Genomic DNA, 23,809 nt, shown 5'->3' on the forward strand with positions numbered 1-23,809 from the left:
TCACAACCTCCCAAACAAACTTTTTTTGCACAAAAAGATCCGGACTTCCCAAACCTGGGAAATCCGGATCTTTTCAAATCTCTACCACTCAAATTTCTTCTCAAAGTACGCTTTGAGATCTTCAATTTTAATTCTTTCCTGCTGCATTGTATCACGGTCACGAACAGTAACTGCTCCGTCTTCTTCTGAATCGAAGTCATAAGTTACGCAGAACGGTGTTCCGATCTCATCCTGACGACGATATCTCTTACCGATATTTCCTCTATCATCAAATTCGCAGTTGTAGTATTTGCTAAGCATAGCATAAACCTTCTCAGCGCCCTCGTTCAGCTTCTTGGAGAGCGGAAGCACACCGATCTTAACCGGTGCAAGTTCCGGATGGAAATGCATCACAGTACGTGTAGAACCGTCTTCCAGTTCTTCCTCATCATATGCTGCGCAAAGGAACGCAAGTACCACACGGTCAGCACCAAGTGATGGCTCGATAACGTATGGAATGTATTTTTCATTGGTTTCATCATCAAAGTAAGTCAGATCCTGTCCTGATACATTCTGATGCTGTGTCAGGTCATAATCTGTTCTGTCTGCGATTCCCCACAGCTCGCCCCATCCAAATGGGAAGAGGAATTCTACGTCTGTTGTAGCCTTGCTGTAGAAAGAAAGCTCTTCTTTGTCATGATCTCTGTAACGGACTTCCTCATCCTTAAGTCCAAGAGAGAACAGCCAGTCAAGACAGAATTTCTTCCAGTAAGCAAACCATTCAAGGTCTGTATCCGGTTTGCAGAAGAATTCAAGTTCCATCTGTTCAAACTCACGGGTACGGAATGTAAAGTTACCTGGTGTAATCTCGTTACGGAATGATTTACCGATCTGACCAATACCAAATGGAAGCTTCTTTCTTGAAGTTCTCTGTACGTTCTTAAAGTTTACGAAGATTCCCTGCGCAGTCTCAGGACGAAGGTAAACAACGTTCTTTGCATCTTCTGTTACACCCTGGAAAGTCTTGAACATCAGGTTAAATTCACGGATCTCTGTGAAATTGTGCTTTCCACAAGTCGGACACGGAACTTCGTGTTCTTTTACAAATCCTTCCATCTCTTCATGTGACCATCCGTCAATGCTGTCCGGAATATCGATTCCATGCTCATGTGCATAATCTTCAATGATCTTATCTGCACGGAAACGTTCGTGACATTCCTTACAGTCCATCAGCGGATCACTGAATCCTCCCAGATGTCCGGAAGCGATCCATGTCTGCGGATTCATCAGGATCGCACAGTCAACACCTACGTTGTACGGATTCTCCTGAATAAATTTCTTCCACCATGCTCTCTTTACGTTGTTCTTAAGTTCAACACCCAGGTTACCATAATCCCATGTATTTGCAAGCCCACCGTAGATTTCAGACCCCGGATATACAAAGCCTCTTGATTTTGCCAAAGCTACAATTTTGTCCATTGTCTTTTCTACCATAACACTAATCCTCGCATTCTTTTTATTTTTCGTTAGAAGAACAACGCCACTTATCGCGATAACATTTATTCCTCTCTGATTCACCTATTATACCTATTGCATATAGGTTTTGCAAGCTTATCCTGCTAATTTTCGCCAAATTTGTCTTTATTTTCTAATCTAATATACAATTTTCCGGTTATTTCAGCCCTGTGAGCTGCTCCAGAATCTCAAGCGACTTGAATCTGTGAGCCACGTATACATCCAGATAACGCCCCATTAGCTTTCCCAGTTCCTTTAAAACTTCATCGCTTAAGGTAAAGGTATAGAGCTTTTCCACCGGTGTCCCGACAATGAACTGCATGGCATAAAGGGTAGACGTATTCAGCCGCATTCCGTCATAGACATTCTGACCGCATTCACTGCAGACCAAACCACCTTCCTTTACACTGAACACACAGGGACGTTCCCTGTTCCCGCATCTGACACACTGAAATACCTGCGGTCCTTCCCCACTGACACTGAGTGCCTTCAGTTCAAATATGTAGCGTACCAGCTCAAATGGAATGATCTTTTTCGTCAGCACGCGCATCGTCTGATAAAGAAGCTTCAGCATTTCCCGCTCGTCATTGGCTTCCCTTGTATAAAAATCTGCAAATTCGAGAAAATAAAATGCATAGTATGCCGCTTCCACATCCGTGCGGAGCTCTGCAAAATAATTTTCGATCTCTGCCGACTGGAGAGTATTGGAATTTCTTCCTTCATACAGCATGAATTTTCCGAAATTACAAGGTGTACAAGCCCCTGCAAGCGGACTGTTCGGTCGTCTCGCCCCTTTTGCAAACGCTGATATTTTTCCTTTTTCTTTTGTCAGGATCACGACTCTTTTATCATATTCACCAATCGGTGCTACCGACAGAATCATCCCTGTCATTGTTGTTAACTGATTCACTGCATTTGTCCCCGTATTTCTCCGTTTTCGCTTTGCAGACTTCCTTTTCCCGGTAGGAGAGATAATCCTCCACCCGTCCTGTTCTTGCAAACTGATCCCAGTATTCCTGATTCATCCTTCGGTCACCTCATCTTTTTCTTATGCCTTTTAAGATTAGGTTCTCCCATATTTTCAGATGCTATACTGCGTAATATCTGCCAACTGTTTTTCAGAGAAACACCTTGACATTTTTTACTCGTCTTCTCGGTATCCAAAGTTTTTGATTAGGAAATCACTGTCTCTCCAGTCTTTCTTTACTTTTACCCAAAGCTGGAGATTTACCTTACATTCGAGCATCTGCTCGATCTCATATCGCGCCGTACTGCCGATCTTTTTCAGCATGGATCCCTGCTTGCCAATGATGATTCCTTTATGTGAATCACGTTCACAGATGATCGTTGCCTCAATATCCATCACTTTTTTGCGTGCTTTCATCTTCTCGATTGATACCGCAATTCCATGTGGAATCTCCTCATTCAGGCAGTGCAGTGCTTTCTCACGGATCAGCTCTGCCACGATCTGCCTTTCCGGCTGGTCGGTAATGGTATCTTCATCATAAAACTGCGGTCCATACGGAAGATATTTCATGATGACCTTTAAAAGCTCGTCTGTATTTTCACCGGTTCTCGCAGATACCGGAACGATATCTGCAAACTGGTATACTTCATTGTATTTTGCGATACACGGAAGAATGTCTTCCTTCTTCACGGTATCTGCCTTGTTAATGACCAGCACGACAGGTGTTGTCACCTTTCCAAGCTGCTGCACAATGTGCTGCTCTCCGGCTCCGATAAAGGTACTTGGCTCAACCAGCCACAGTACCACATCAACTTCATTTAAGGTGCGCTCTGCCACATTTACCATGTAAGTCCCAAGCTTGTTCTTCGCCTTATGGATTCCCGGTGTATCGACAAATACAATCTGTCCTTCATCGGTCGTAAGTACCGTTTGGATCCGGTTTCTGGTAGTCTGTGGTTTATTCGATGTAATAGCTATCTTCTGACCGATCAGATAGTTCATAAGGGTGGATTTCCCCACATTAGGCCTGCCGATCAACGTTACAAATCCTGATTTAAAATCTGCTCTCATGCATTCTCCTTCTAAAATAAATTCTCAACTGTCATAAATAATTCTTTTTCTTCTTCTATCTTTGCTTCATTTCCGATCACACAGATCTGACTATTTGCAAGCACCGCACGTGCCACACCTGCAAGTGCGCGGATATCCTCCTGGTTTGCTGTAAGGATCTGTTCTCTTTCTTTTCTGATCATCTCTGCACTGACATGATTCATATAAAGGTTCATGGAACGGTCTCCCTTGGTTGCCGGAGTCATCGGCTGATCAATGTTGCTGATCGTTCCGATAATATATTTTGTCATATCGCGTTCGCTGACCGTGAAGTTCTCCAGATATTCCGGAACTCCGTCGTAGATTTCCAGGGTTCTTCCAAGATTCGGGTCACGGTAAGATACAAAATAGCCCTCACCAATGCGGTTGAAGTTACTCATGCAGCCATACGCACCACCTTTTACGCGGATATTGATCCAGAGGTATTCATAACTCATGATCACTTTCAGGATCTGCAGTGCCCCGTTATATTCCTCCCCTGCGTCGATAAAGTTGCCTGCCTTTGCCGCAAACTGTACTTTAGAAGAAGTTTTAAATCCTTCATTCTTCTTTTCACAGTGCAGGATGCATCGGCTCTCTGGCGTTCTCTCCGGATAAAGAGCTTCTTTTAAGCTTCCGATCTCCTCTTCCAAAACGGCAAGTCCCTCTCTTGAGGCTGTGTAACTGATCATCACATTGCCTTTTCTGAAAAGCAATTCCGACAAAGCCTTCAATCCGCTGATGATTTCTTCTTTCTTCTCATCAAAATGTTCTTCCATCTCACGGATGTTCTGGTAATATTCTATTCCATTCGTCGCATCTTTGAATTTTGAAATCGGTGACTTATAAGACATTGCCCGGAGTGCTGCTGCAGAATGTCCTGCAGACAGGAAACGATCCTGTAATCTGGTCTTTGTCATAGAAAGAATCTCTTTCAGACGTTTTTCATCATCCAGTTTCGATGCTGTCAGAATCTCTTTCATCATACGGATGGCAAATGGAATCTGTCCATAAAGTGCTTTCCCTTTGATTTCAAAAGTTGCCTTGAATTCTTTTTCTTTTACTTTCGTCACATCCGGGTAAAGCTCCAGTGAAGTTCCGATTCCTCCGGTGTGTCTGTTGATTTCATTAAAAAGTTCTCCATATTCATAATGCTCAGTGTCAATGATTCCGAGAACTGCCTGCAGAAGCCCCACCATCGGGAGATCCTTTTCCGGCACATCCGAAAGGTCAAACATCAGATCCAGATAACCGATCCCGTTCGTCTCAATCTCATGGAATACCGTCGGGATATCTGCAATCTTCATCTCTTCATTATAAATCGGTGCGATCTCGCGGGAAATATCCGCTCTTGTCAGCATCGGGATCTTCTCCAAATCCTCCTGACTTGACGGTTCTTCCTGATACTCCTGTAAATGCTTCGTATCTGCAACCAGCTTTTCGATTTCTCCCCTGCTAAGGCTTTCTTTATATACCTGCAGTTTTTCTTTTAATTCCGCATCCAGTCTGGCTGTACGTCCCGGTTCCGGCACGATCGTGACCAGTGCTCCATGCTGGTTATCCAAAAGATATGTCTGAATCAGCTTTTCAAAATACCCAGTATTGATCTGTTCTTTTAAGAACGCAAAGGTGTCCAGTGCCTCCACATGGATAAACGGCTTTGTCTCATCATAAAGCCAGCTGTCAAATATCTGCAGACCGTACATCAGTCCCTTTGGATAGCCTCCGAAGTCTGCTTCACGGTAACGGAATTCATGGTAATTGATTCCCGCTTCCAGTGCCTTTTTGTCCATTCCGTTTTCTACGATAGCCTTCAATGTATCTTCGATCACTTTTACAAATTCTGCTTTCTGCTCTTCATTGGCATTCTTTGCCACAATGGAGAAGATCGGCTGATAGGTGCTGCTGTCATACGCCCCGCTGATATCTTTTCCGATTCCTGCTTCCAGAAGTGCTTTTGTAATTGGTGCTCCCGGTGCAGAAAGCAGTGCATAATCCAGGATCTGGAATGCCAGATACAGCTTTTCATCCAGAGAAGTCCCAATGACCTTATTGTAGGAAAGATAGGTGTTATCTTCTGTCGATTCATTACTTGCGATCGAATACGGCTTTGTGATATCATGCATTTGCTCAAACGGCTTCTGCAGATGGATCTCAGAATCTACTTCTTTTCTATCGTAAGCAGACAGATATTCCTGATCCAGCCAATTTAATTTCTCTTCCATATCCATATTTCCATAGAGGTAAATATAGCTGTTGGACGGATGATAATAGGTTCTGTGGAAATTCAGATATTCTTCATAAGTCAGTTCCGGGATCACATCCGGATCTCCGCCGGACTCATTTGCATAGGTCGTATCCGGGAAAAGAGAATTCAGGATCATACGGTCCAGAACACCATCCGGTGAAGAAAAAGCTCCCTTCATCTCATTATAAACAACTCCGTTATAAGAAAGCTCCCCATCTGCTTCCTCCAGGTGATAATTCCAGCCCTCCTGCCGGAAGATCTCTTCGTGTTTATAAATATTCGGATGCAGAACTGCGTCCATATACACGTCCATCAGATTCTGAAAATCCTTTTCATTACAGCTTGCAACCGGATATACCGTCTTGTCCGGATAAGTCATCGCATTCAAAAAGGTGTTCAAAGATCCTTTTACCAGTTCCACAAACGGATCCTTGGTCGGAAACTTTTCCGAGCCACACAGAACAGTATGTTCCATGATATGTGGCACTCCGGTACTGTTCGTTGTCGGTGTGCGGAATCCGATATTAAATACTTTATTTTCATCATCATTGGAGATCAGAAGCACCCTCGCACCGCTCTTTTTATGTCTTAAAAGCGCTCCTTCCGATTTCAGATCCGGAAGAGGTCTGTGCTCAATGATCTCATATGCTGTAAGCTTTGTTAAATCCATATATGATTTCCTCCAAGTTCTGTAGTTAGTCTCATAAATAACATTGTACACATTTCTTTGATTTGATACAAGGTCTTGGTGGGAATTGTTTTTCATAATCCTCTGTACCTCCCCAGTTTTTTATGACTTTTCCACCAACTATGAGAAACACGCTCCGCGAGTTTCTCAAGTTATCGCGGCAGTCGCAAGGTCTCGTGCAAGCACGGACTTTGACTCGTTGCTCGCGTAAATAAAATAAGGAACAGCTACGAAAGCCATTCCTCATTTTCTCTGTTATGCTTCTTTCTTCTGTGAAAAAACAGCTGTCTGCTTTTTCTGTAAAAATTTCATGAATGTCACAAATACAAGCATCATGATGATTCCTGCCGGAAGCGCGATCCATGCACTCTGTACAAATCCGGCAATAATATAATTGATAAAAGAGATCACTGCGCAGCCTGCCGCATATGGGAGCTGTGTATTGACATGATTAATGTGATTGCACTGTGCACCGGCAGATGCCATGATCGTTGTATCCGAAATAGGTGAACAGTGGTCACCACAAACTGCTCCAGCCATACATGCGGAGATGGCAATGATCATCATCGTCTCATTCTTTCCTTCAAATGCATGTACCACGATCGGGATCAGGATTCCGAATGTTCCCCAGCTTGTACCGGTTGCAAATGCAAGGAAGCATCCCACAAGGAAGATGATTGCCGGAAGAAGATTTACCATACCTTCCGCACTTCCGGCTACAATACCTGCTACATATTCCGCCGCTCCAAGACTGTCTGTCATAGATTTCAGTGTCCATGCAAAAACAAGAATCAGGATTGCCGGAACCATCGCCTTAAATCCATCCGGGAGACATGCCATACATTCATCGAATTTCAGCACACGTCTTACCAGATACAGCACGATTGTGATCACAAAAGCAAAGAAACTTCCGTACACCAGTCCCTGGGAAGCATCACTTCCTGAAAATGCTTCTACAAAACCGACTCCGTCAAAGAACCCACCGGTGTAGATCATTCCGATCACACAGCAGATGATCAGTGAAATGATCGGGATCAAAAGATCCATTACTTTTCCTTTACAGTTATCCACTGTCTCTTCCTCCGCATTTGCATACGGTCTGTCCGGTGTGGTGTAAATATCACCTTTTTTCGCATTATCTTCATGAAGCTTCATCGGACCATACTCAACCTTCATCATAACCATTGCAATCATCATCACGATGGTAAGGATTGCATAGAAGTTATATGGAATTGCACGGATAAATATCGAAAATCCATCTTCACCTTCTACAAAACCGGTAACGGCTGCTGCCCAAGATGAAATCGGTGCAATGATACATACTGGAGCTGCTGTCGCATCGATCAGATACGCAAGCTTTGCTCTGGAAACATTCTGCGCATCCGTTACCGGACGCATCACGCTTCCGACTGTCAGACAGTTAAAATAGTCATCGATAAAGATCAGCACACCGAGAACGATTGTTGCAAGCTGTGCACCGACACGACTCTTGATATGGGAACTTGCCCATTCACCGAATGCGGTAGATCCTCCTGCCTTATTCATCAGGCAGACCATGGTTCCTAAGATAACCAGAAAAATCAGGATTCCCACATTATAGCTGTCAGAAAGAACACCTACGATCCCTTCCTGAAAAATATGGGTGATGGTTCCTTCAAAGGAAAATCCGGAATAAAACATTCCACCCACTAAAATCCCTACAAATAACGAGCTGTACACTTCTTTTGTGATCAGTGCCAGTGCGATCGCAACCACCGGTGGAACCAGTGACCAGATGCTGGCATACATCTTCGGTACATACTCTTCCGCGTCTGCTGCAAAAGCGACAAGGGGACTTGCCATTACGCAGATCATTATAGCTGCGAGCAGACTGCTTAACTTTTTCATTTTTTCTCTCAATTAAAAAACCTCCTATTTTAAAACATAAAAATGCCATGAATAACGCTTGCACCGTCAAAACGCATTCATGGCATGTATAGTCTTCCTTAAATGTTCTTCCGATAGCGCTCCACATGTGTGACAGTACGCTGCATCTTCTGCATCGTCCCAGAAACCGGGGTTGGGGTTCCGGCTCCTTCGGCGGTATTTCCTTTCTCTTCTGTCGGCTTCCCTGCCGCATCTTTCAGAAGGTACTGATAAATCCCGCGCCTCTATCAAGCTGAATATTCATCATTTTCTTTATCAACCATACTATAAAATTTTCATTTTTGCAAGAGATAATTGCTATTTATACATAAATTTCCAGTCCCTTTCCACCACATACCACTCCCAGACTTTTGAATGTGCAACGACAAAAGGAGTCAGAGACTTTCGTCCCTGACCCCTATTCAAGTCAATCTTATTCTTCAGAACCGTACAGTGTAACGAGTTTCTGCAGATATGCATATCTAGCTTTTGCTTCTTCTTCGTTCTTAGCAAACAGAACTTTAGCCTTTTCAGGATTGAATCTAGCAAGAGCGTTGTAACGAACTTCTCCGTTAAGGAAGTCTTCGTATCCAGCAAGGTCTGGTGCTTTGCTGTCAAGAGTGAACTTAGATCCTTCAGCTGCCGGATTGAAACGGAAGTTGTTCCAGTATCCACATTCAACTGCAAGCTGTTCTTCTGTCTGAGCTTTGCTCATGCCTTTCTTGATACCATGGTTGATACATGGAGCGTAAGCGATGATCAGGGATGGTCCCGGATATGCTTCAGCTTCTGCGATAGCTTTTACAGTCTGGTTGAAGTCAGCACCCATAGCGATCTGTGCAACGTATACGTAACCATAGCTCATTGCGATAGAAGCAAGGTCTTTCTTCTTAGTTTCTTTTCCGCCTGCTGCGAACTGAGCAATAGCACCAGTCTTAGTAGACTTAGAAGACTGTCCACCTGTATTAGAGTAAACTTCTGTATCGAATACCATTACGTTGATGTCTTTTCCACTTGCAAGTACGTGGTCAACACCACCGAATCCGATATCGTAAGCCCATCCGTCACCACCGAAGATCCACTGAGATTTCTTAGCGAGGAAGTCTTTCTTTTCAACGATATCTTTGCATGTCGGGCAGTCGCATCCTTCTAATGCAGCAACAAGTTTGTCTGTAGCTGTTCCGTTAGTAGCTCCACATCCGTATGTTTCAAGCCATTCGTTGCAAGCAGCTTTTGCTTCTTCGCTGGCTTTATCTGATGCAGCAACTTCTTCAACTTTCGCTTTCAGACCTTCTCTGATTGCTTTCTGAGCAAGTAACATACCGTAACCAAACTCAGCAGCATCTTCGAACAGTGAGTTAGACCAAGCCGGTCCCTGTCCCTTAGCGTTTACTGTGTAAGGTGTAGACGGAGATGAGTTACCCCAGATAGATGAACATCCTGTTGCATTAGCGATGTACATTCTGTCACCGAATAACTGTGTGACAAGTTTAGCGTATGGAGTCTCTCCACATCCGGCACAAGCTCCTGAGAACTCAAGCAGTGGCTGTTTGAACTGAGATCCTTTTACTGTATTTTCTTTAAATTTAGCAACAACTTCCGGTTTTACTTCGATTTCTGTACCAAAGTCAAAGTATACCTGTTCTCCAGCGTTCTCTTCCATGTTACCCATAACAAGAGCTTTTTCACCCTTCTTACCTGGGCAGACATTTGCACAAGAGCCACATCCTGTACAGTCATAAGCTGATACAGTCATTGTGAACTTCATTCCCGGCATACCGATCATGTCGATTGCTTTCAGTCCTTCTGGTGCTTTTGCAAGTTCTTCTTCTGTAAGAGCTACCGGACGGATTGCAGCGTGCGGACATACATATGCACAACGGTTACACTGGATACATGTTTCTGACTGCCAGATCGGGATATCTACTGCGATACCACGTTTTTCGTAAGCAGCTGTTCCTGACGGTGTAGATCCATCTACATAATCTTTGAATGCAGATACAGGCAGTGTGTTACCTTCCTGAGCATTAACCTTAGACTGAATGTTCTTAACGAATGCTACTGCATCTTCTCTTCCACCCTTAACTTCTGGTGTGAACAGACCTTCGTCTTCGCAGTTCTTCCAGCTTTCCGGTACTTCGATTGCGTTAACCTGCTTAGCTCCGGCATCGATAGCATCGTAGTTCATCTGTACGATCTTATCACCTTTCTTACCGTATGTAGCCTTTGCAGCTTTCTTCATAAGGTCGATAGCTTCTTCTTCCGGAATGATGTTAGCCAGTTTGAAGAATGCAGACTGAAGAACTGTATTGATACGTCCGCCAAGTCCGATTTCTTTACCGATCTTGATACCATCGATTGTATAGAATTTGATGTCATGGTTGGCGATGAATGCTTTAACCTGTCCCGGAAGATGTTTGTCAAGTTCTTCTGCTGTCCATGGGCAGTTAAGAAGGAATGTACCACCATCTACAAGTTCCTGAACCATGTTGTATTTGTTGATGTATGACGGGTTGTGGCATGCAACAAAGTTTGCTTTATGAATCAGGTAAGTAGATTTGATCGGTTTCTTACCGAAACGGAGGTGAGACATTGTAACACCACCGGATTTCTTTGAATCATAATCAAAGTAAGCCTGTGCATACATATCTGTGTTATCACCGATGATCTTGATAGAGTTCTTGTTAGCTCCGACTGTTCCGTCAGCTCCAAGTCCCCAGAACTTACAGTTGATTGTTCCTTCTGGTGTTGTAACCAGTGGAGCACCTACTTCAAGAGAAAGTCCTGTTACATCATCAACAATACCGATTGTGAATTTAGCTTTTGCTTCGTTCTCGAATACAGCAACAACCTGAGCCGGTGTTGTATCTTTAGAACCAAGTCCGTAACGTCCTGAGTTGATCTTAACAGCGTCGAATTTAGTTCCTTTAAGAGCTGCAACAACATCAAGGTACAGAGGTTCTCCAAGAGATCCTGGTTCTTTTGTTCTGTCAAGAACATTGATGTACTTAACAGAATCTGGAATTGCATCTACAAGTGCCTGTGCGCAGAATGGTCTGTAAAGACGAACTTTAACAACACCAACCTTCTTGCCCTGAGCAAGTAAGTAATCGATTGTTTCATCGATTGTGTCACAAACAGATCCCATAGCGATGATTACGCTTTCAGCGTCTTCTGCACCATGGTAGTTGAACAGTTTGTAGTTTGTTCCGATCTTAGCGTTAACTTTGTCCATGTATTCCTGTACGATTGCCGGCATAGCATCGTAGTATGGGTTACATGCTTCACGAGCCTGGAAGAATGTATCCGGGTTCTGAGCTGATCCTCTTTCACATGGATGGTTCGGGTTCAGTGCATGTGCACGGAATTCCTTGATTGCATCCTTATCTACGAGATCTTCCAGATCTTCGTAATCCCATGTTTCGATCTTCTGGATTTCGTGTGATGTACGGAAACCATCGAAGAAGTTAATGAAAGGAATTTTACCTTTCAGTGCTGAACAATGTGCAACCGGTGTCAGGTCCATAACTTCCTGTACGCTGGATTCACAGAGCATTGCGCATCCAGTCTGACGACAGGCGTAAACATCTGAATGATCACCAAAAATATTAAGAGCGTGTGAAGCTACTGCACGGGCAGATACGTTGAATACACCCGGAAGCTGTTCACCAGCAATTTTATATAAGTTAGGAATCATAAGAAGTAAGCCCTGGGAAGCTGTGTAAGTAGTAGTAAGCGCACCTGCTGACAGTGAGCCGTGTACAGTACCTGCTGCACCTGCTTCAGACTGCATTTCTGTTACCTGAACAGTCTGACCAAAAATATTCTTTCTTCCTTGTGTTGCCCATTCGTCTGTGGCTTCAGCCATTACAGATGAAGGTGTGATCGGGTAAATAGCAGCAACTTCTGTATAAGCATAAGAAGCATGAGCAGCTGCATGGTTACCATCCATGGTCTTCATTGATCTTGCCATTTTCTTTGTTCCTCCTTAGATTGTGTCAAAACTTTTACTTGTGTTAAAATTTTTTTACACTTTCGTTCGATATTATTATAGCTGTTCATATATGAAAAGTCCAGTCATTTTACTGTTCTGATTGTTCCTTTTGACGTACAAACCCTGTATTTCACAGGGTTGTTTTGTGCAAACCGTAGTAAGTTTTAACTATCTTATATTATAAAAGAGACGGACATCTGTCCGCCTCTCACCATACATTATCAATTACTTTATTAACGACTATTATACGTTGAATCTGAACAGGATAATATCTCCGTCCTGTACAACATAATCCTTACCTTCCAGTCTTACCAGACCTTTTTCTTTTGCAGCGTTATAAGTGCCACATGCCATCAAGTCATCATAGGATACGATTTCAGCGCGGATGAATCCTCTTTCAAAATCAGAATGGATCTTTCCTGCTGCCTGTGGTGCTTTCGTTCCTTTTTTGATCGTCCATGCACGGACTTCCGGTTCTCCTGCTGTCAGGTAACTGATCAGTCCGAGAAGGCTGTAGCTTGCCTTGATCAGCTTTTCAAGGCCAGATTCCTTAAGTCCCAGTTCTTCCAGGAACATGCTCTTTTCATCATCATCAAGTTCCGCGATCTCCTGCTCAATTTCCGCACAGACAACGAATACTTCGCAGTCCTCTCTTTTTGCATACTCACGGACTGCCTGTACTCCCGCATTACTTGCACCATCATCTGCAAGATCATCTTCTGCCACATTTGCAGCAAAAATGACCGGCTTGTAGGTCAGAAGATTGTAGCTTTCCAGCCACTGCTGTTCATCTTCGTCATTGATATCATCAAAGCTCTTTGCCATCTTTCCATCTTCCAGATGTGCTTTAATTCTTTCCATCAGTGCCAGCTCTTTTGCGATCGTCTTGTCATTTCTTGCTGCTCTGACTGCTTTGGAAATTCTTCTTTCCAGGATCTCAAGGTCTGAAAAGATCAGCTCCAGGTTGATCGTCTCAATGTCACGCAGCGGATCGATACTTCCGTCTACATGGACAATATTGCTGTCCTCGAAACAACGTACTACATGAACAATTGCATCAACCTCACGGATATTTGCAAGAAACTGGTTTCCAAGACCTTCTCCTTTGGATGCACCTTTTACAAGACCTGCAATATCTACAAACTCAATCGCTGCCGGGATGATCTTTTTGGTGTGATACATCTCACCAAGCACATTCAGACGTTCATCCGGTACAGTAACAACGCCCACATTTGGATCAATGGTACAGAATGGGTAGTTGGCTGATTCTGCTCCTGCTTTTGTCAGTGAATTGAATAAAGTACTTTTTCCTACATTCGGTAATCCTACGATTCCAAGTTTCATTTTTCTATATTCCTCCTATAAATCCTTTGATTTTCAGTATAATTATCTAAATTCAGTACTCTGTATTATACCATAGCCTTTTCTCTTTGTGAATATTTAAGTTTCTGTTTTCTTTACACTTGTAAGCAACCTTATTTGTAAAACTTAATTTTCTCTAAGAAATTTGTTGCGCCTGCCGCCAATGACAGATCGTTCTTGATGAAAATTTTTTTGGTTATTTGAATACCTGAAAACCCAAAACACTCACCCATTCCGGGTGAATGCCTTATCAAAATTTCCTTATTTTGTTGTCTATGACGCTTATTCAGATATGCCCGCATATCTGCTAAAATGTAATTGTCTGCAATTATATTTTCACGTGGGTATGGAGACGTAATCCCCATCAAGTCTGCTACTCGTAAGTAATACAAAATTGTCAAAATGACAATACTGTAATACACGGGTGGATCTTGCTCTGGTTGTAACATATTAATTCACGCGATAATAGGCCCAAATGGGAACTTTCACCATTCAAGCCTATATATTTATATGTCTTTCAGATAATAGCGTAAAAAACAACTGTAACAGGGTAAAGTTCACAAGAATTTCATTTCAAAGCTTAACATAGATCCTAAATAGTCACCATGTCTCTTCTATCTCTTCTTGCATATAAAATGTGTAACCGCAACATTAATAAGCAATAAAGATAATATTACACCTACAGTAATATGAATTGGCCAATAAAATGTAAAATATGACAATTTATTTTCCATATAAATTTTTACTCCAAACACAACTGCCACTCCTACTGTAAACAACATTCCCACCACACACATAAAATAATAACTACCTTCTCCAAAAAGCATTAATTTCATCTGCTTATCCGTCATTCCGATACTTTTCATAATATCTAATTCTTTTCGCCTGGAGTACATCCCAGTGAATACAACGTTACAATAATTGGTCAATCCCGCAATGAATAATATGATACTTACAGCACCTAAGAGAATTCGATTTCCTCTCATATATGTTTCTTTTTGCTGCATCAGGTCTGATTTACAGATAACAAAAACTCCTGCTTCGCCGGTTCCTTCATCCATTGATACTTCTGTCATTTCGGATCGTTTTTTATTTTCCTCGGAGACCAGCTCGCTAATCTGTGTTTTCACATAAGGTTCTTTTTCCGAGTCGGCAGTTAATTCCATTGTTAATATCTTTTTCTCAGTCGGTATCTTTTGAAAGCCTTTCTCACTGATAAAATAATATAAGCTGCCCTCTCCATGCCAGGATTGATGTATTTCCGGAAAATCATCACTTTGCCTGTCTAAATAACCACATAGAGTAAATGTTTCCGATTCTTTTTGAGGGAATTCGTCTTCCTGTTGTTTCTCTTTATTCTCAGAATTACTTTGTTCTTTTCTACGAATCGCATCTTCCCTTGAAAGCAAAGTTTTAAAGTATACCGGTTCGCCAATTGCTTCATCTGCAAGTTTTTGCTGTTCCGGGGTCAGCATATGATCATGTATGAGCAACACTCCATTTCCTTCTTCCAAAGATTTCAAATCAATATTGAGTTGATTATCCTGAACGTATTTCTCAAGCGACAAGATTTGATTGTCATTTAAAATCTGCACAGTATCCCAACTGAATCCTTCCACCATATTGTCATCTGTAAGATTCGAAAACCCTTCGTCATAAGGACGGATGCCCTTTCTGGACATAACTGTAGTTACATAAGCTCCTTCGATCAAATTAGATTTTTCCCAATCGATACCATCTATCTTGTGTAATTTTTTCTCCAACTCTTGAGAAATTGGTGAAAATTCATCATAATCGTTATCATACAACAGTTCCACACCATCTCCCTGCGTCAGCAAAGGATCCACATCGATTTCTCTTGTTTTATATTCTTCCCCACACCCCTGGCTTTTCCCAAATTCGCTAAACTCTCCTGCCAGCAAAAAATCAGGACGTTTCTCAAGAAGATGCTTATAATCACATCCATTTGTAAGTACATTCATTAGAATAAAGGATAGGACACCTAAAAATATAGAAAGACTTGTAATGATAAATCGTGCTTTCTGTCGTGTTATATTTCCCCATGCAATATAGAACATTTCTTCTGTTTCAGAACGTCTGTGCACTATTTTCCCAGAGTGTTTTGTTTTTCTGGCAACTGTATTTTCGTTATAAGCAGCACTCTCAATACAAGACAGCTTCGTTATTTTTCTAATAACGCCTTCCGATGCTATCCACAAAATTCCATTTACAAATACAACAGAAAGCAAAAGAATCCACGGTCTGAAAAAGGAAAGTATTGTATTCCCTCCCATTTCCTGATAAAAATGGAAACCTAATAGTTCCGGTATTAATAAGACTAAAATCAGTGCAGAGATCAAACTTCCCAAGACAGAACCTTTTAACATGAGTGACCTCATTTGTTTCTGGTATATTTTTGTAATCTGTCTTTCTGTGGCTCCGATTGTGTGGAGCAGTCCGAGATTTTGAACATCTTCGCTCATGGATATCCAAAGGACATTGCGTACAAGGAAATATATTCCGCACAAAATTCCTATTGTTCCCAATATCACCATCTCATATCCACCTGCGAATTTAGAAACAGCAGTATATTGTGCTGTATCAGAAACGTATATCTTCTGATCTGCACTCTTCATCGGCAATGTCTGATATAATTTTTCCTCTGTTTTACTCCTGTTTAAATGATCACTCTGACTGAAAAGTAAAGTATAAGGACCCTTTTCCAGTTTCAACTCTTTAATTTTGTCATGTGAAATATATCCGATTGCTAATTCATTTCCAGAGTCTGTATACCAGCCACACAATTCGAATTTTTCTTTCGAATGTTCGAACACACCTTTGTATACATCTAAGTTTATTTCCATTCCCTGTTCCGGTTCAGAGATACCAAGTTTTTTCAATGCCCGCTCAGATAATAGAATTTCATCCTTTTTCTGTGGGTAGCTTCCAATCACATTGGTATATGCCGGTCTCCAAAAATTGTTCCAGCTTTCTGAGTCAGCCCAGACTATATCACATATCGTTTTTGCATTGTTCTCCGAAACTTCTGTAGCTTCACCTACAAAAATACTTTTTCCAACTTGTTTTATATAATCCAGTTGTTTTAATTTTGCATATTGTTCTTCTGTTCCATCTTCTATTCTCCCCTAAGAAGCAGTTCCATTTTCTCTGATTAATCTTATTTCTTCTGCCTGTATTTTTCCAAAGGAGATTCCGAATACCATGGTAATAGCAACAATGCCAATTACAATCGAGCAAAATAGAATCGTATTTCTCACCTTTTTTGTGCCTGCAAAATTTTTAGCCAGGAATCGGATTATGTCTTTATTGTTATTCGGAATGTTCTTGTGAAGCATAGTAATCCCTCCTAACAATCGTTACAATCTCTTGTATAGATTTTCCCATCAGACATACGTATTACTCTGTCTGCCATCTGTGCGACCTCTTCTTGATGCGTCACGATCAATGTCGTCTGATGAAATCTTGCAGCACAGGATTTTAGTAATCCTACGACTTCCATACTTGTAACAGAATCCAGATTTCCGGTCGGTTCATCCGCCAGGACAATTGCCGGTTTCGTCAACAATGCCCGTGCTATAGAAACTCTCTGTTGCTGTCCACCGGACAGTGTTGATGGAAAACGTTCTAATTTATCTTTTAATCCAAGTATTTCTACAATTTCATTAAAGAAATCTATATCGATTTCCTTACCGTCAAGTCGCATCGGAAGAACTATGTTTTCGCGTATACTAAGCGAAGGAATTAAATTGTATTGTTGGAATACAAATCCGATATTTCTTCTTCTGAATATTGTTCTTTCTTCCTTGTTAAGATCTTTTAAACTTGTATTTCTGATCCAGACACCTCCAAAATCCGGAATGTCAAGACCTCCTAACATGTTCATAAGTGTTGTCTTTCCACATCCGGACGTACCAACAACCGCTATAAATTCACCCTCTTCCACCGTTAATGACACACCATCTAAGGCACGCACTTCATATGTATCGGATGTATAATATTTTTTTAGATTCATGGCTTTGATTATATCCATCTTTTCTGTAAACTCCTTTCGTAAATGCTACCTTTAACTCAGCCATAATCTATTATACATGGTACCTCTTACAAACTTCTTACAAGCTGCATATGAACTGTCTATACCGGAAGATTCACTTCTATAAGCAGCCCTGGCTTCATTTGTTTTGCTTTCATCATCCCTTTTTGTAATAAGACAATCTCTCTGGAAAGGTATAAACCAATTCCGCATCCTTCCTGCCCTCTTGCCTGCTCACTTCGATAAAATCTTTGAAAAATTTTATTTTCTTCTCCATCTCTTATCCCGATTCCATAATCTCTTATCTGAATCTTATAAAACATTTCGGTTTGTTTCATTGTGATATTGATCGTGCTGTTGCTTTTGCTATATTTGACTGCATTATCAAACACATTATAAAGGGCCTCACACATCCAGTTTTTATCATGTTCGCAAATGATTTTCTCTGGCAATTCTACTTGAAAATAGATATCTTTCTCTTCTGCCTTTTTCTGTATTTGCCCCAACGCATTTAGAATCGTTTCAACAAGATTTTCTTTTTGAGTGTGAACTTGTATGATTCCCTGCTCTAATCGGGCAGTTTTTATAAAGCTCTCCACCAAAAAACATAATTGTTCTTCACTTGTTCGCAAGTCTTTTATGTATTCTGTATTCAATGTTTCTTGAGTTTCATTTAATGACTCTTGCAGCAATTCTGTATAATTTTTTATATTCGCCAGCGGTGTCCTTAGTTGATGCGCAATCTCAGAAATTAATTTCTGTATCTCATATTTACTTTTTTCAGCCTCTTTCCTTCTTCCTTCCAATATTTCCTGTAAACGGATTAATTGATTGGTCGTTTTAGAATAGATCGTTTCTTTCCCTATATCAGAACCATCTAATTCATTGCCGTTTATTAAGGATTCCGTCAATTTATATATTTTATTCATTTCATTTGTTCTCAAATGATTTTCAACTAAATATACAGTGCTTCCTCCGAGTATGAAACCTATTAAAAGTACTGTAAAACTTGCTACAGCCATGCTACTCTCCCATTCTATATCCCATTCCAAATACATTACTGATAACATTCGATGAATCATTCAATTTCTTTTTCAATCTGCTGATCATAACGCTAATTGTGTTGGGATCAATGAATTCACTATCGATTCCCCATATATTTTCCATTATCATCTCTTTTGTAAGAACCTGATTCTGGTTCATGATAAAATATTCCAAAAGCTGATACTCTTTGACTGTCAAAAATATTTCCATCTCTCCAACAAAAACCTGTTTTCTATCAGAATACAAGCTAACCTGTCCGCACATAAAAGTATTTTCATTCGATTTTCTCTTTAAAACAACTTCTATACGTTTTAACAATACTTTTATTGAAAATGGTTTGACCACATAATCATCTGCTCCTATATCAAATGCTTTTAACATATCTTTTTCATCATCTTTTGCAGTTAAAAAAATTGCTGGGATTCTTCCATTTTTTTGAAGTTCTTGATATAGACTTATTCCATCTCCATCCGGTAATCCAATATCTACGATCAACAAATCTACAGATCTATCTATATTTTTAATTGCTTCTTTTCTTGAACCAGCAAGAATCGTTGTATAACCTTGATTTTTCAAAGATGTATCCAAAGCTTTTCTCAACAAATTGTCATCTTCTATAATTCCTATTACCATACACACCTCCTGATTTTTCTAGAATATAATACCAAAAAAGCCCATTACAATATACATAACACCTCTGCATATTGTAACGGACTTTTTTCAAACCCAGACTTGGTGCAAGCACCATTTCTGATAAAAACCTCGAAAGTTTTTGTTCTATGTGCATATATTACCCAATTTCATTCACAAAGTCAATATGTTTTCTACTAAATTTTCAAGTACCTTTTATGTTTTGGATTATTATTTTGCTTCTTAATATATTGTATTACTCCACTAATGAATCTATACGCTTCAGCAATAACCTGATTTTTTTCGGTTATTTGAATACCTGAAAACCAAAAACACTCACCCATTCCGGGTGAATGCCTTATCAAAATTTCCTTATTTTGTTGTTTGATTTATGAACCGGCAATTCGTCATACATTGCTTTAAAAAGTCCAGCCAAATATTCCTTACTGTCAACATCTTCTACTAACAGCATCTCCTTTGCCCCTTCATACGGTAATTCATAAATCGCAGTTGCCATATAAGAAACTACAGATTTTGTCGGTTTCACAAGTAACCTGTCATCATATATGCCTCCGACAATCCTGCCACGATAATATATGATATATTCTCCCATCATTGCACGATAATTAATTTCTTCTAAATCAGATAACTGCTCTAATATAAATTGTAAATATTCTTTGCTTGAGGCCATGTTTTTGTCCTTTCAAATACCTGCATTTTCAAATTATACTGTAATCTCAATTTGATTATCTTCAACCGCAACAATGCAGCTTTCGTAATATCCATCACCCGTAGTCCGTGGTCCACTGATAACCTCATAACCATCCGCTTTTAATTCTGCCGTCAATGCATCCACTATTTCTATACTTCCTACGCTAAAAGCTATATGTGAATATCCAGTACGAACTATTTTCTTCGGTAAATCAGCCATTTCCGGTAAATTCATTATTTCAATACGTGCACCATCCTCAAATGTGAGAAAATACGAATAAAAGCCTGTTTTCTGATTATGATATCCAGCATTTGATTTTGCTCCCAAATATTTCATAAAGAATTTTTTTGTATTTTCCAAATCATTTACATAAAGTGCAACATGTTCAATTCTCATGATTATTACTCCAATTCCTGATGCTCTGATTCATCGTTCAAATTGCTTCACCCTTTCAACTTATCTGCATTTCCTGTAAGAAATGATCCATATGCTCTTCCAGTAACTTTATCACTTGACTTTTGTCTTCTGCTCCATCATATATGCTATAAAGCAAAAAAATAGGTCCATAAAAATCAAGTGCTGTCTGTCTGGCTTTTCCTTCATCGCCCAGCATTCCTGAAAACAAAGCTTCCATATAAGTTAATGGTCCGCTTGCAAGATAATTCTGATATAGCTGTGCCATCTGTGGCTCCCTGTACTGTTCCAATGTCAACATCTTACGAAAACAGCTTGAAAATTCTTCCTCCGTCCAATGAAGAAACTGTACCTTTGTGAACTGCTTAATCTTATCAAATGCCGTTTCTTTATACTCGGCTGTAACCTTTTCCAGATCACCCTCCGGCATTTCATACTGCTTTACTCTCTCAATATCCAATTCATTCATTTTTTCAATAATACTGTCCAATATCTCCTGCTTGCTTTTATAATGCTTATACAATGCAGCCTTGGTTACTCCAAGTTTTGAAGCAATATCATTCATGGATGTTCCCATATATCCACTCTGTGCAAATAACTTCAAAGCTTCTTCCAATATTTTTTCCTTTGTGTTCTTTTCTTTGCTTTCCATGTCTATCTCCTAATTTAAATCTGTTATCAAGTTACCTTTTGGTAACTTGTCAAGTAAATTATAAATTAGTGTTTTCTTTCTCCCTGTATCTTGAAAAAATAACATACCGTTTTGCATTATTGTTAGTTCTGCCTCGACATCATTGGCAAACTTATGGATAGTCTCCTGTGATGTCAGATTATCTTTATCTCCATATAATATACAAATCGGAACCGACCAATTGACCAGATGATTACGCACATAACACAAATATTCCCAGGACAATGTTTCTCCAAATCCTGTAGTTATCAACTGTTTTTCACGTAACTTTTCTTCCGTTATATCCGCCCATCTCATCATGTCAAGAATCACCTTTTCCATATCAACGATTGGTGAAATGAAAAAGGCTTTGTCTATCTGCCGAAAATAATATTTTCTATCGTCCGCCTTCACCATCTGGCAGCAATGTAACAAAATAATAAATAATTCCGAATACAGCTATACTTCCCATCATAATACCGATCATCTGATTTACACCTACTACATTCCCATGAAATACCGGATTGCAATCAAGAGTGGCTCTTATCGCTTCAACCATTTCATCCGGATAATGTTTTCTCTCCATCTCCATGAATACTCCGTGAAGCATATGATTCTTAATCAATGAAGTGGCATATGTACTCGGAAGATAAGACAGTGCCTTCTGAAGACCTGATCCAAAATTTGAAATCGGCATATAAGCACCACATATAAAACCATATCCTGCGCTGACAATTGTACCTACAGCCGAAAGCTGTCCCTGTGTTGTCAACGGAAAGCTAATGATACTTGAAAGCGTACTTCCAAACAGGACGAGCAATATCATATCAAATAAAACCCATAATACATCTACTGCATACAGATACCATCCCATTTTAAGCAGATATCCCAGACATAATACAAACGCAAGTGTATTAACCATCAATGAATTAGCTACTGTTGACAGAAAATATCCCAAATATATTTTTACCTTGCTGACAGGCGAAACATTAAAATCCTTCCATGTTCCATTTGCCTTGTCCTGCACCATAGTCAGATTCACACAAAATGTTACAGTGATACAGCTCACTGCCATAAGTGATGCTGTCAGTTGTGCTGCCACGGTTCCATTAATGAGCTTATCCGAAATCGTGATCATATCCGGAATCGCTGCTGTAAAAGAATCTCTGAAAACCTTTGCAAGAAACGTAGCATACAGAACAATCAGAATAACTGGTGTGATCATTGATGTAAACAACATCCCTTTATCTTTAAAAAACAGTTTCCTGTTCCTGTTCATTAATGCCAATACTGTTCTCATCAATGCTCACCTCCTAGCTTTTTCCCTGTGACTGCAAGAAATACATCATCCATTCCGCCTTTTACTACTTCATAATCCCTGAATAGGTCCTGATGTTCTACAATAAGCTCCGTAGCTTCCTTCGTATTTCTTACTTTTATCTGATATCCGTCACGTATTTTTTTATATTCTCTGTTCAATGACTTTATTTCATCTTCGGAAATACCGTAAACAGACACTATATCCTGTACATAATCATTTTTAAGTTCAAACGGTGTACCTTCCGCTGCGATACTTCCTTTGTCGAGAATCACAACATACCCGGCATTAGCAGCCTCTTCCATATAATGGGTGGTTAGAAATACTGTCATATTTTCATTTTTCTGAAGCTTCTCGATAACATTCCAGATTAATTGCCTTGTCTGTGGATCAAGCCCTGTTGTAGGCTCGTCAAGAATCAAAATTTCCGGTCTGTGCAATAATGCACGGGCAATATCAATCCTCCTTCTCTGACCTCCCGACAGCTTACCTACAGGTCTGTTTAAAAACTCGTCAAAATCCAAAATCTCGACCAGCTCCTGTAATCTCTTATCAAAGGCATTCCCTGTAATGCCGTACAAAGCAGCTCTGCTCATTAGGTTCTCTTTCACCGTAAGTGGTTTATCAAGTACGCTATCCTGAAATACAACACCAAGCATCCTTTTTGTCTGTGCGCCGGCTTTGTCAGTTTCTATTCCGTTTACCTGAACCGTTCCACTGTCTTTTTTCAGCAGTCCACAAAGAATAGAAATGGTTGTACTTTTCCCTGCACCGTTTACTCCTAGAAATGCAAACAATTCTCCTTTTTTCACACGAAAGCTCAAATCATTTACCGCTTTTACTTCGCCAAAGCTTTTATTCAGGTGGCTGATTTTAATGATATCTGATTCCATATCTTCTCCTTATATTTTCATTTTTCCTTAAATGCTGCAACATATGTTGGATTTATCTTTTAAAATAAAATCCATATATTAAAAAGTAATATGAATGCAAAAATTGTCCATGCCCCTTAGCAGTTACCAATCGGTTACTTATATTGTAGTAACCAATTGGTAACTTGTCAATCTTTTTATAATCTTCTATCGGATGAACATCCGAAACATAAATCATCGGATCATATGAATAAAAAATATAATTTTTTCGCTTGCCGTTTTCGTTCTTCACTTGTTTTGTTATAAGCCATTATCTTTCATCCGATCTGATTTTTGGTATAGAAATCAAAT

General features: G+C 40.2%; 19 protein-coding genes and 1 riboswitch. All 19 genes read right to left on the reverse strand.

The window, feature by feature from the left end; genetic code table 11:
• Positions 1-81 precede the first annotated feature (81 nt).
• A complete protein-coding gene (locus PGR14_RS02700; protein WP_055157464.1) occupies positions 82-1,473 on the reverse strand; it encodes a glycine--tRNA ligase in 1,392 nt (463 codons plus the stop codon).
• 178 nt (positions 1,474-1,651) lie between these two features.
• Positions 1,652-2,404 (reverse strand): DNA repair protein RecO, encoded by a 753-nt coding sequence (gene recO / locus PGR14_RS02705; RefSeq protein ID WP_227084684.1) that lies wholly within the window; start codon positions 2,402-2,404, stop codon positions 1,652-1,654.
• Complete coding sequence (locus PGR14_RS02710; RefSeq protein WP_022220670.1) at positions 2,349-2,519, reverse strand: hypothetical protein; 171 nt, start codon at positions 2,517-2,519, stop codon at positions 2,349-2,351. The genes recO and PGR14_RS02710 overlap by 56 nt, the downstream gene beginning before the upstream one ends.
• A gap of 116 nt (positions 2,520-2,635) precedes the next feature.
• A complete protein-coding gene (gene era / locus PGR14_RS02715) occupies positions 2,636-3,532 on the reverse strand; it encodes a GTPase Era (RefSeq protein ID WP_008372068.1) in 897 nt (298 codons plus the stop codon).
• Positions 3,533-3,543: 11 nt separating this feature from the next.
• A complete protein-coding gene (locus PGR14_RS02720; protein WP_270222925.1) occupies positions 3,544-6,468 on the reverse strand; it encodes an insulinase family protein in 2,925 nt (974 codons plus the stop codon).
• A 273-nt stretch (positions 6,469-6,741) separates the two neighbouring features.
• On the reverse strand, positions 6,742-8,340 hold the full coding sequence (locus PGR14_RS02725; protein WP_270222956.1) for a Na+/H+ antiporter NhaC family protein: 1,599 nt from the start codon (positions 8,338-8,340) through the stop codon (positions 6,742-6,744).
• 139 nt (positions 8,341-8,479) lie between these two features.
• Positions 8,480-8,647: riboswitch (Lysine riboswitch) on the reverse strand.
• A 177-nt stretch (positions 8,648-8,824) separates the two neighbouring features.
• Positions 8,825-12,364 carry a pyruvate:ferredoxin (flavodoxin) oxidoreductase gene (gene nifJ, locus PGR14_RS02730; protein ID WP_270222926.1) on the reverse strand — a complete coding sequence of 1,180 codons (3,540 nt, stop codon included), beginning with the start codon at positions 12,362-12,364 and terminating at the stop codon, positions 8,825-8,827.
• Between the two features lie 264 nt (positions 12,365-12,628).
• On the reverse strand, positions 12,629-13,729 hold the full coding sequence (gene ychF / locus PGR14_RS02735; RefSeq protein WP_022220674.1) for a redox-regulated ATPase YchF: 1,101 nt from the start codon (positions 13,727-13,729) through the stop codon (positions 12,629-12,631).
• Positions 13,730-14,361: 632 nt separating this feature from the next.
• Positions 14,362-16,701, reverse strand: coding sequence for an ABC transporter permease (locus PGR14_RS02740; RefSeq protein ID WP_270222927.1), 2,340 nt, complete (start codon positions 16,699-16,701; stop codon positions 14,362-14,364).
• 192 nt (positions 16,702-16,893) lie between these two features.
• Positions 16,894-17,103 (reverse strand): hypothetical protein, encoded by a 210-nt coding sequence (locus PGR14_RS02745; RefSeq protein WP_270222928.1) that lies wholly within the window; start codon positions 17,101-17,103, stop codon positions 16,894-16,896.
• An 11-nt stretch (positions 17,104-17,114) separates the two neighbouring features.
• Entirely contained in the window at positions 17,115-17,798 is a 684-nt protein-coding gene (locus tag PGR14_RS02750) for an ABC transporter ATP-binding protein (RefSeq protein WP_008372111.1), read from the reverse strand.
• A 101-nt stretch (positions 17,799-17,899) separates the two neighbouring features.
• Positions 17,900-18,820 carry a sensor histidine kinase gene (locus PGR14_RS02755; RefSeq protein WP_243273504.1) on the reverse strand — a complete coding sequence of 307 codons (921 nt, stop codon included), beginning with the start codon at positions 18,818-18,820 and terminating at the stop codon, positions 17,900-17,902.
• Position 18,821: 1 nt separating this feature from the next.
• Positions 18,822-19,475 (reverse strand): response regulator transcription factor, encoded by a 654-nt coding sequence (locus PGR14_RS02760; RefSeq protein WP_270222929.1) that lies wholly within the window; start codon positions 19,473-19,475, stop codon positions 18,822-18,824.
• Between the two features lie 358 nt (positions 19,476-19,833).
• Positions 19,834-20,163 (reverse strand): TfoX/Sxy family protein, encoded by a 330-nt coding sequence (locus tag PGR14_RS02765; protein ID WP_270222930.1) that lies wholly within the window; start codon positions 20,161-20,163, stop codon positions 19,834-19,836.
• Positions 20,164-20,196: 33 nt separating this feature from the next.
• Positions 20,197-20,580, reverse strand: a complete 384-nt coding sequence (locus tag PGR14_RS02770; protein ID WP_008372125.1) for a VOC family protein — start codon at positions 20,578-20,580, stop codon at positions 20,197-20,199.
• A gap of 55 nt (positions 20,581-20,635) precedes the next feature.
• A complete protein-coding gene (locus PGR14_RS02775) occupies positions 20,636-21,250 on the reverse strand; it encodes a TetR/AcrR family transcriptional regulator (RefSeq protein ID WP_173685410.1) in 615 nt (204 codons plus the stop codon).
• A 9-nt stretch (positions 21,251-21,259) separates the two neighbouring features.
• Positions 21,260-21,589: a hypothetical protein gene (locus PGR14_RS02780; RefSeq protein WP_270222931.1), complete on the reverse strand. Its 330-nt coding sequence runs from the start codon at positions 21,587-21,589 to the stop codon at positions 21,260-21,262.
• A 76-nt stretch (positions 21,590-21,665) separates the two neighbouring features.
• On the reverse strand, positions 21,666-22,568 hold the full coding sequence (locus PGR14_RS02785; protein WP_270222932.1) for an ABC transporter permease: 903 nt from the start codon (positions 22,566-22,568) through the stop codon (positions 21,666-21,668).
• Positions 22,568-23,479 (reverse strand): ABC transporter ATP-binding protein, encoded by a 912-nt coding sequence (locus tag PGR14_RS02790; RefSeq protein ID WP_195368418.1) that lies wholly within the window; start codon positions 23,477-23,479, stop codon positions 22,568-22,570. Before PGR14_RS02790 ends, PGR14_RS02785 begins: the two co-directional genes overlap by 1 nt.
• Positions 23,480-23,809 lie beyond the last annotated feature (330 nt).

Source organism: Coprococcus sp. AF99-45 (assembly GCF_027663865.1).
GTDB lineage: Bacteria > Bacillota > Clostridia > Lachnospirales > Lachnospiraceae > Allocoprococcus > Allocoprococcus comes.

Coding starts and splice junctions, on each gene's coding strand:
- PGR14_RS02770 (WP_008372125.1), bottom strand. CDS start 20,580: ATGAGAATTGAACATGTTGCACTTTATGTAAATGATTTGGAAAATACA.
- PGR14_RS02765 (WP_270222930.1), bottom strand. CDS start 20,163: ATGGCCTCAAGCAAAGAATATTTACAATTTATATTAGAGCAGTTATCT.
- nifJ (WP_270222926.1), bottom strand. CDS start 12,364: ATGGCAAGATCAATGAAGACCATGGATGGTAACCATGCAGCTGCTCAT.
- PGR14_RS02755 (WP_243273504.1), bottom strand. CDS start 18,820: ATGGCTGTAGCAAGTTTTACAGTACTTTTAATAGGTTTCATACTCGGA.
- PGR14_RS02745 (WP_270222928.1), bottom strand. CDS start 17,103: ATGCTTCACAAGAACATTCCGAATAACAATAAAGACATAATCCGATTC.
- ychF (WP_022220674.1), bottom strand. CDS start 13,729: ATGAAACTTGGAATCGTAGGATTACCGAATGTAGGAAAAAGTACTTTA.
- PGR14_RS02775 (WP_173685410.1), bottom strand. CDS start 21,250: ATGGAAAGCAAAGAAAAGAACACAAAGGAAAAAATATTGGAAGAAGCT.
- PGR14_RS02785 (WP_270222932.1), bottom strand. CDS start 22,568: ATGAGAACAGTATTGGCATTAATGAACAGGAACAGGAAACTGTTTTTT.
- PGR14_RS02700 (WP_055157464.1), bottom strand. CDS start 1,473: ATGGTAGAAAAGACAATGGACAAAATTGTAGCTTTGGCAAAATCAAGA.
- PGR14_RS02710 (WP_022220670.1), bottom strand. CDS start 2,519: ATGAATCAGGAATACTGGGATCAGTTTGCAAGAACAGGACGGGTGGAG.
- PGR14_RS02760 (WP_270222929.1), bottom strand. CDS start 19,475: ATGGTAATAGGAATTATAGAAGATGACAATTTGTTGAGAAAAGCTTTG.
- PGR14_RS02720 (WP_270222925.1), bottom strand. CDS start 6,468: ATGGATTTAACAAAGCTTACAGCATATGAGATCATTGAGCACAGACCT.
- PGR14_RS02790 (WP_195368418.1), bottom strand. CDS start 23,479: ATGGAATCAGATATCATTAAAATCAGCCACCTGAATAAAAGCTTTGGC.
- PGR14_RS02725 (WP_270222956.1), bottom strand. CDS start 8,340: ATGATCTGCGTAATGGCAAGTCCCCTTGTCGCTTTTGCAGCAGACGCG.
- era (WP_008372068.1), bottom strand. CDS start 3,532: ATGAGAGCAGATTTTAAATCAGGATTTGTAACGTTGATCGGCAGGCCT.
- PGR14_RS02780 (WP_270222931.1), bottom strand. CDS start 21,589: ATGATGAGATGGGCGGATATAACGGAAGAAAAGTTACGTGAAAAACAG.
- PGR14_RS02750 (WP_008372111.1), bottom strand. CDS start 17,798: ATGGATATAATCAAAGCCATGAATCTAAAAAAATATTATACATCCGAT.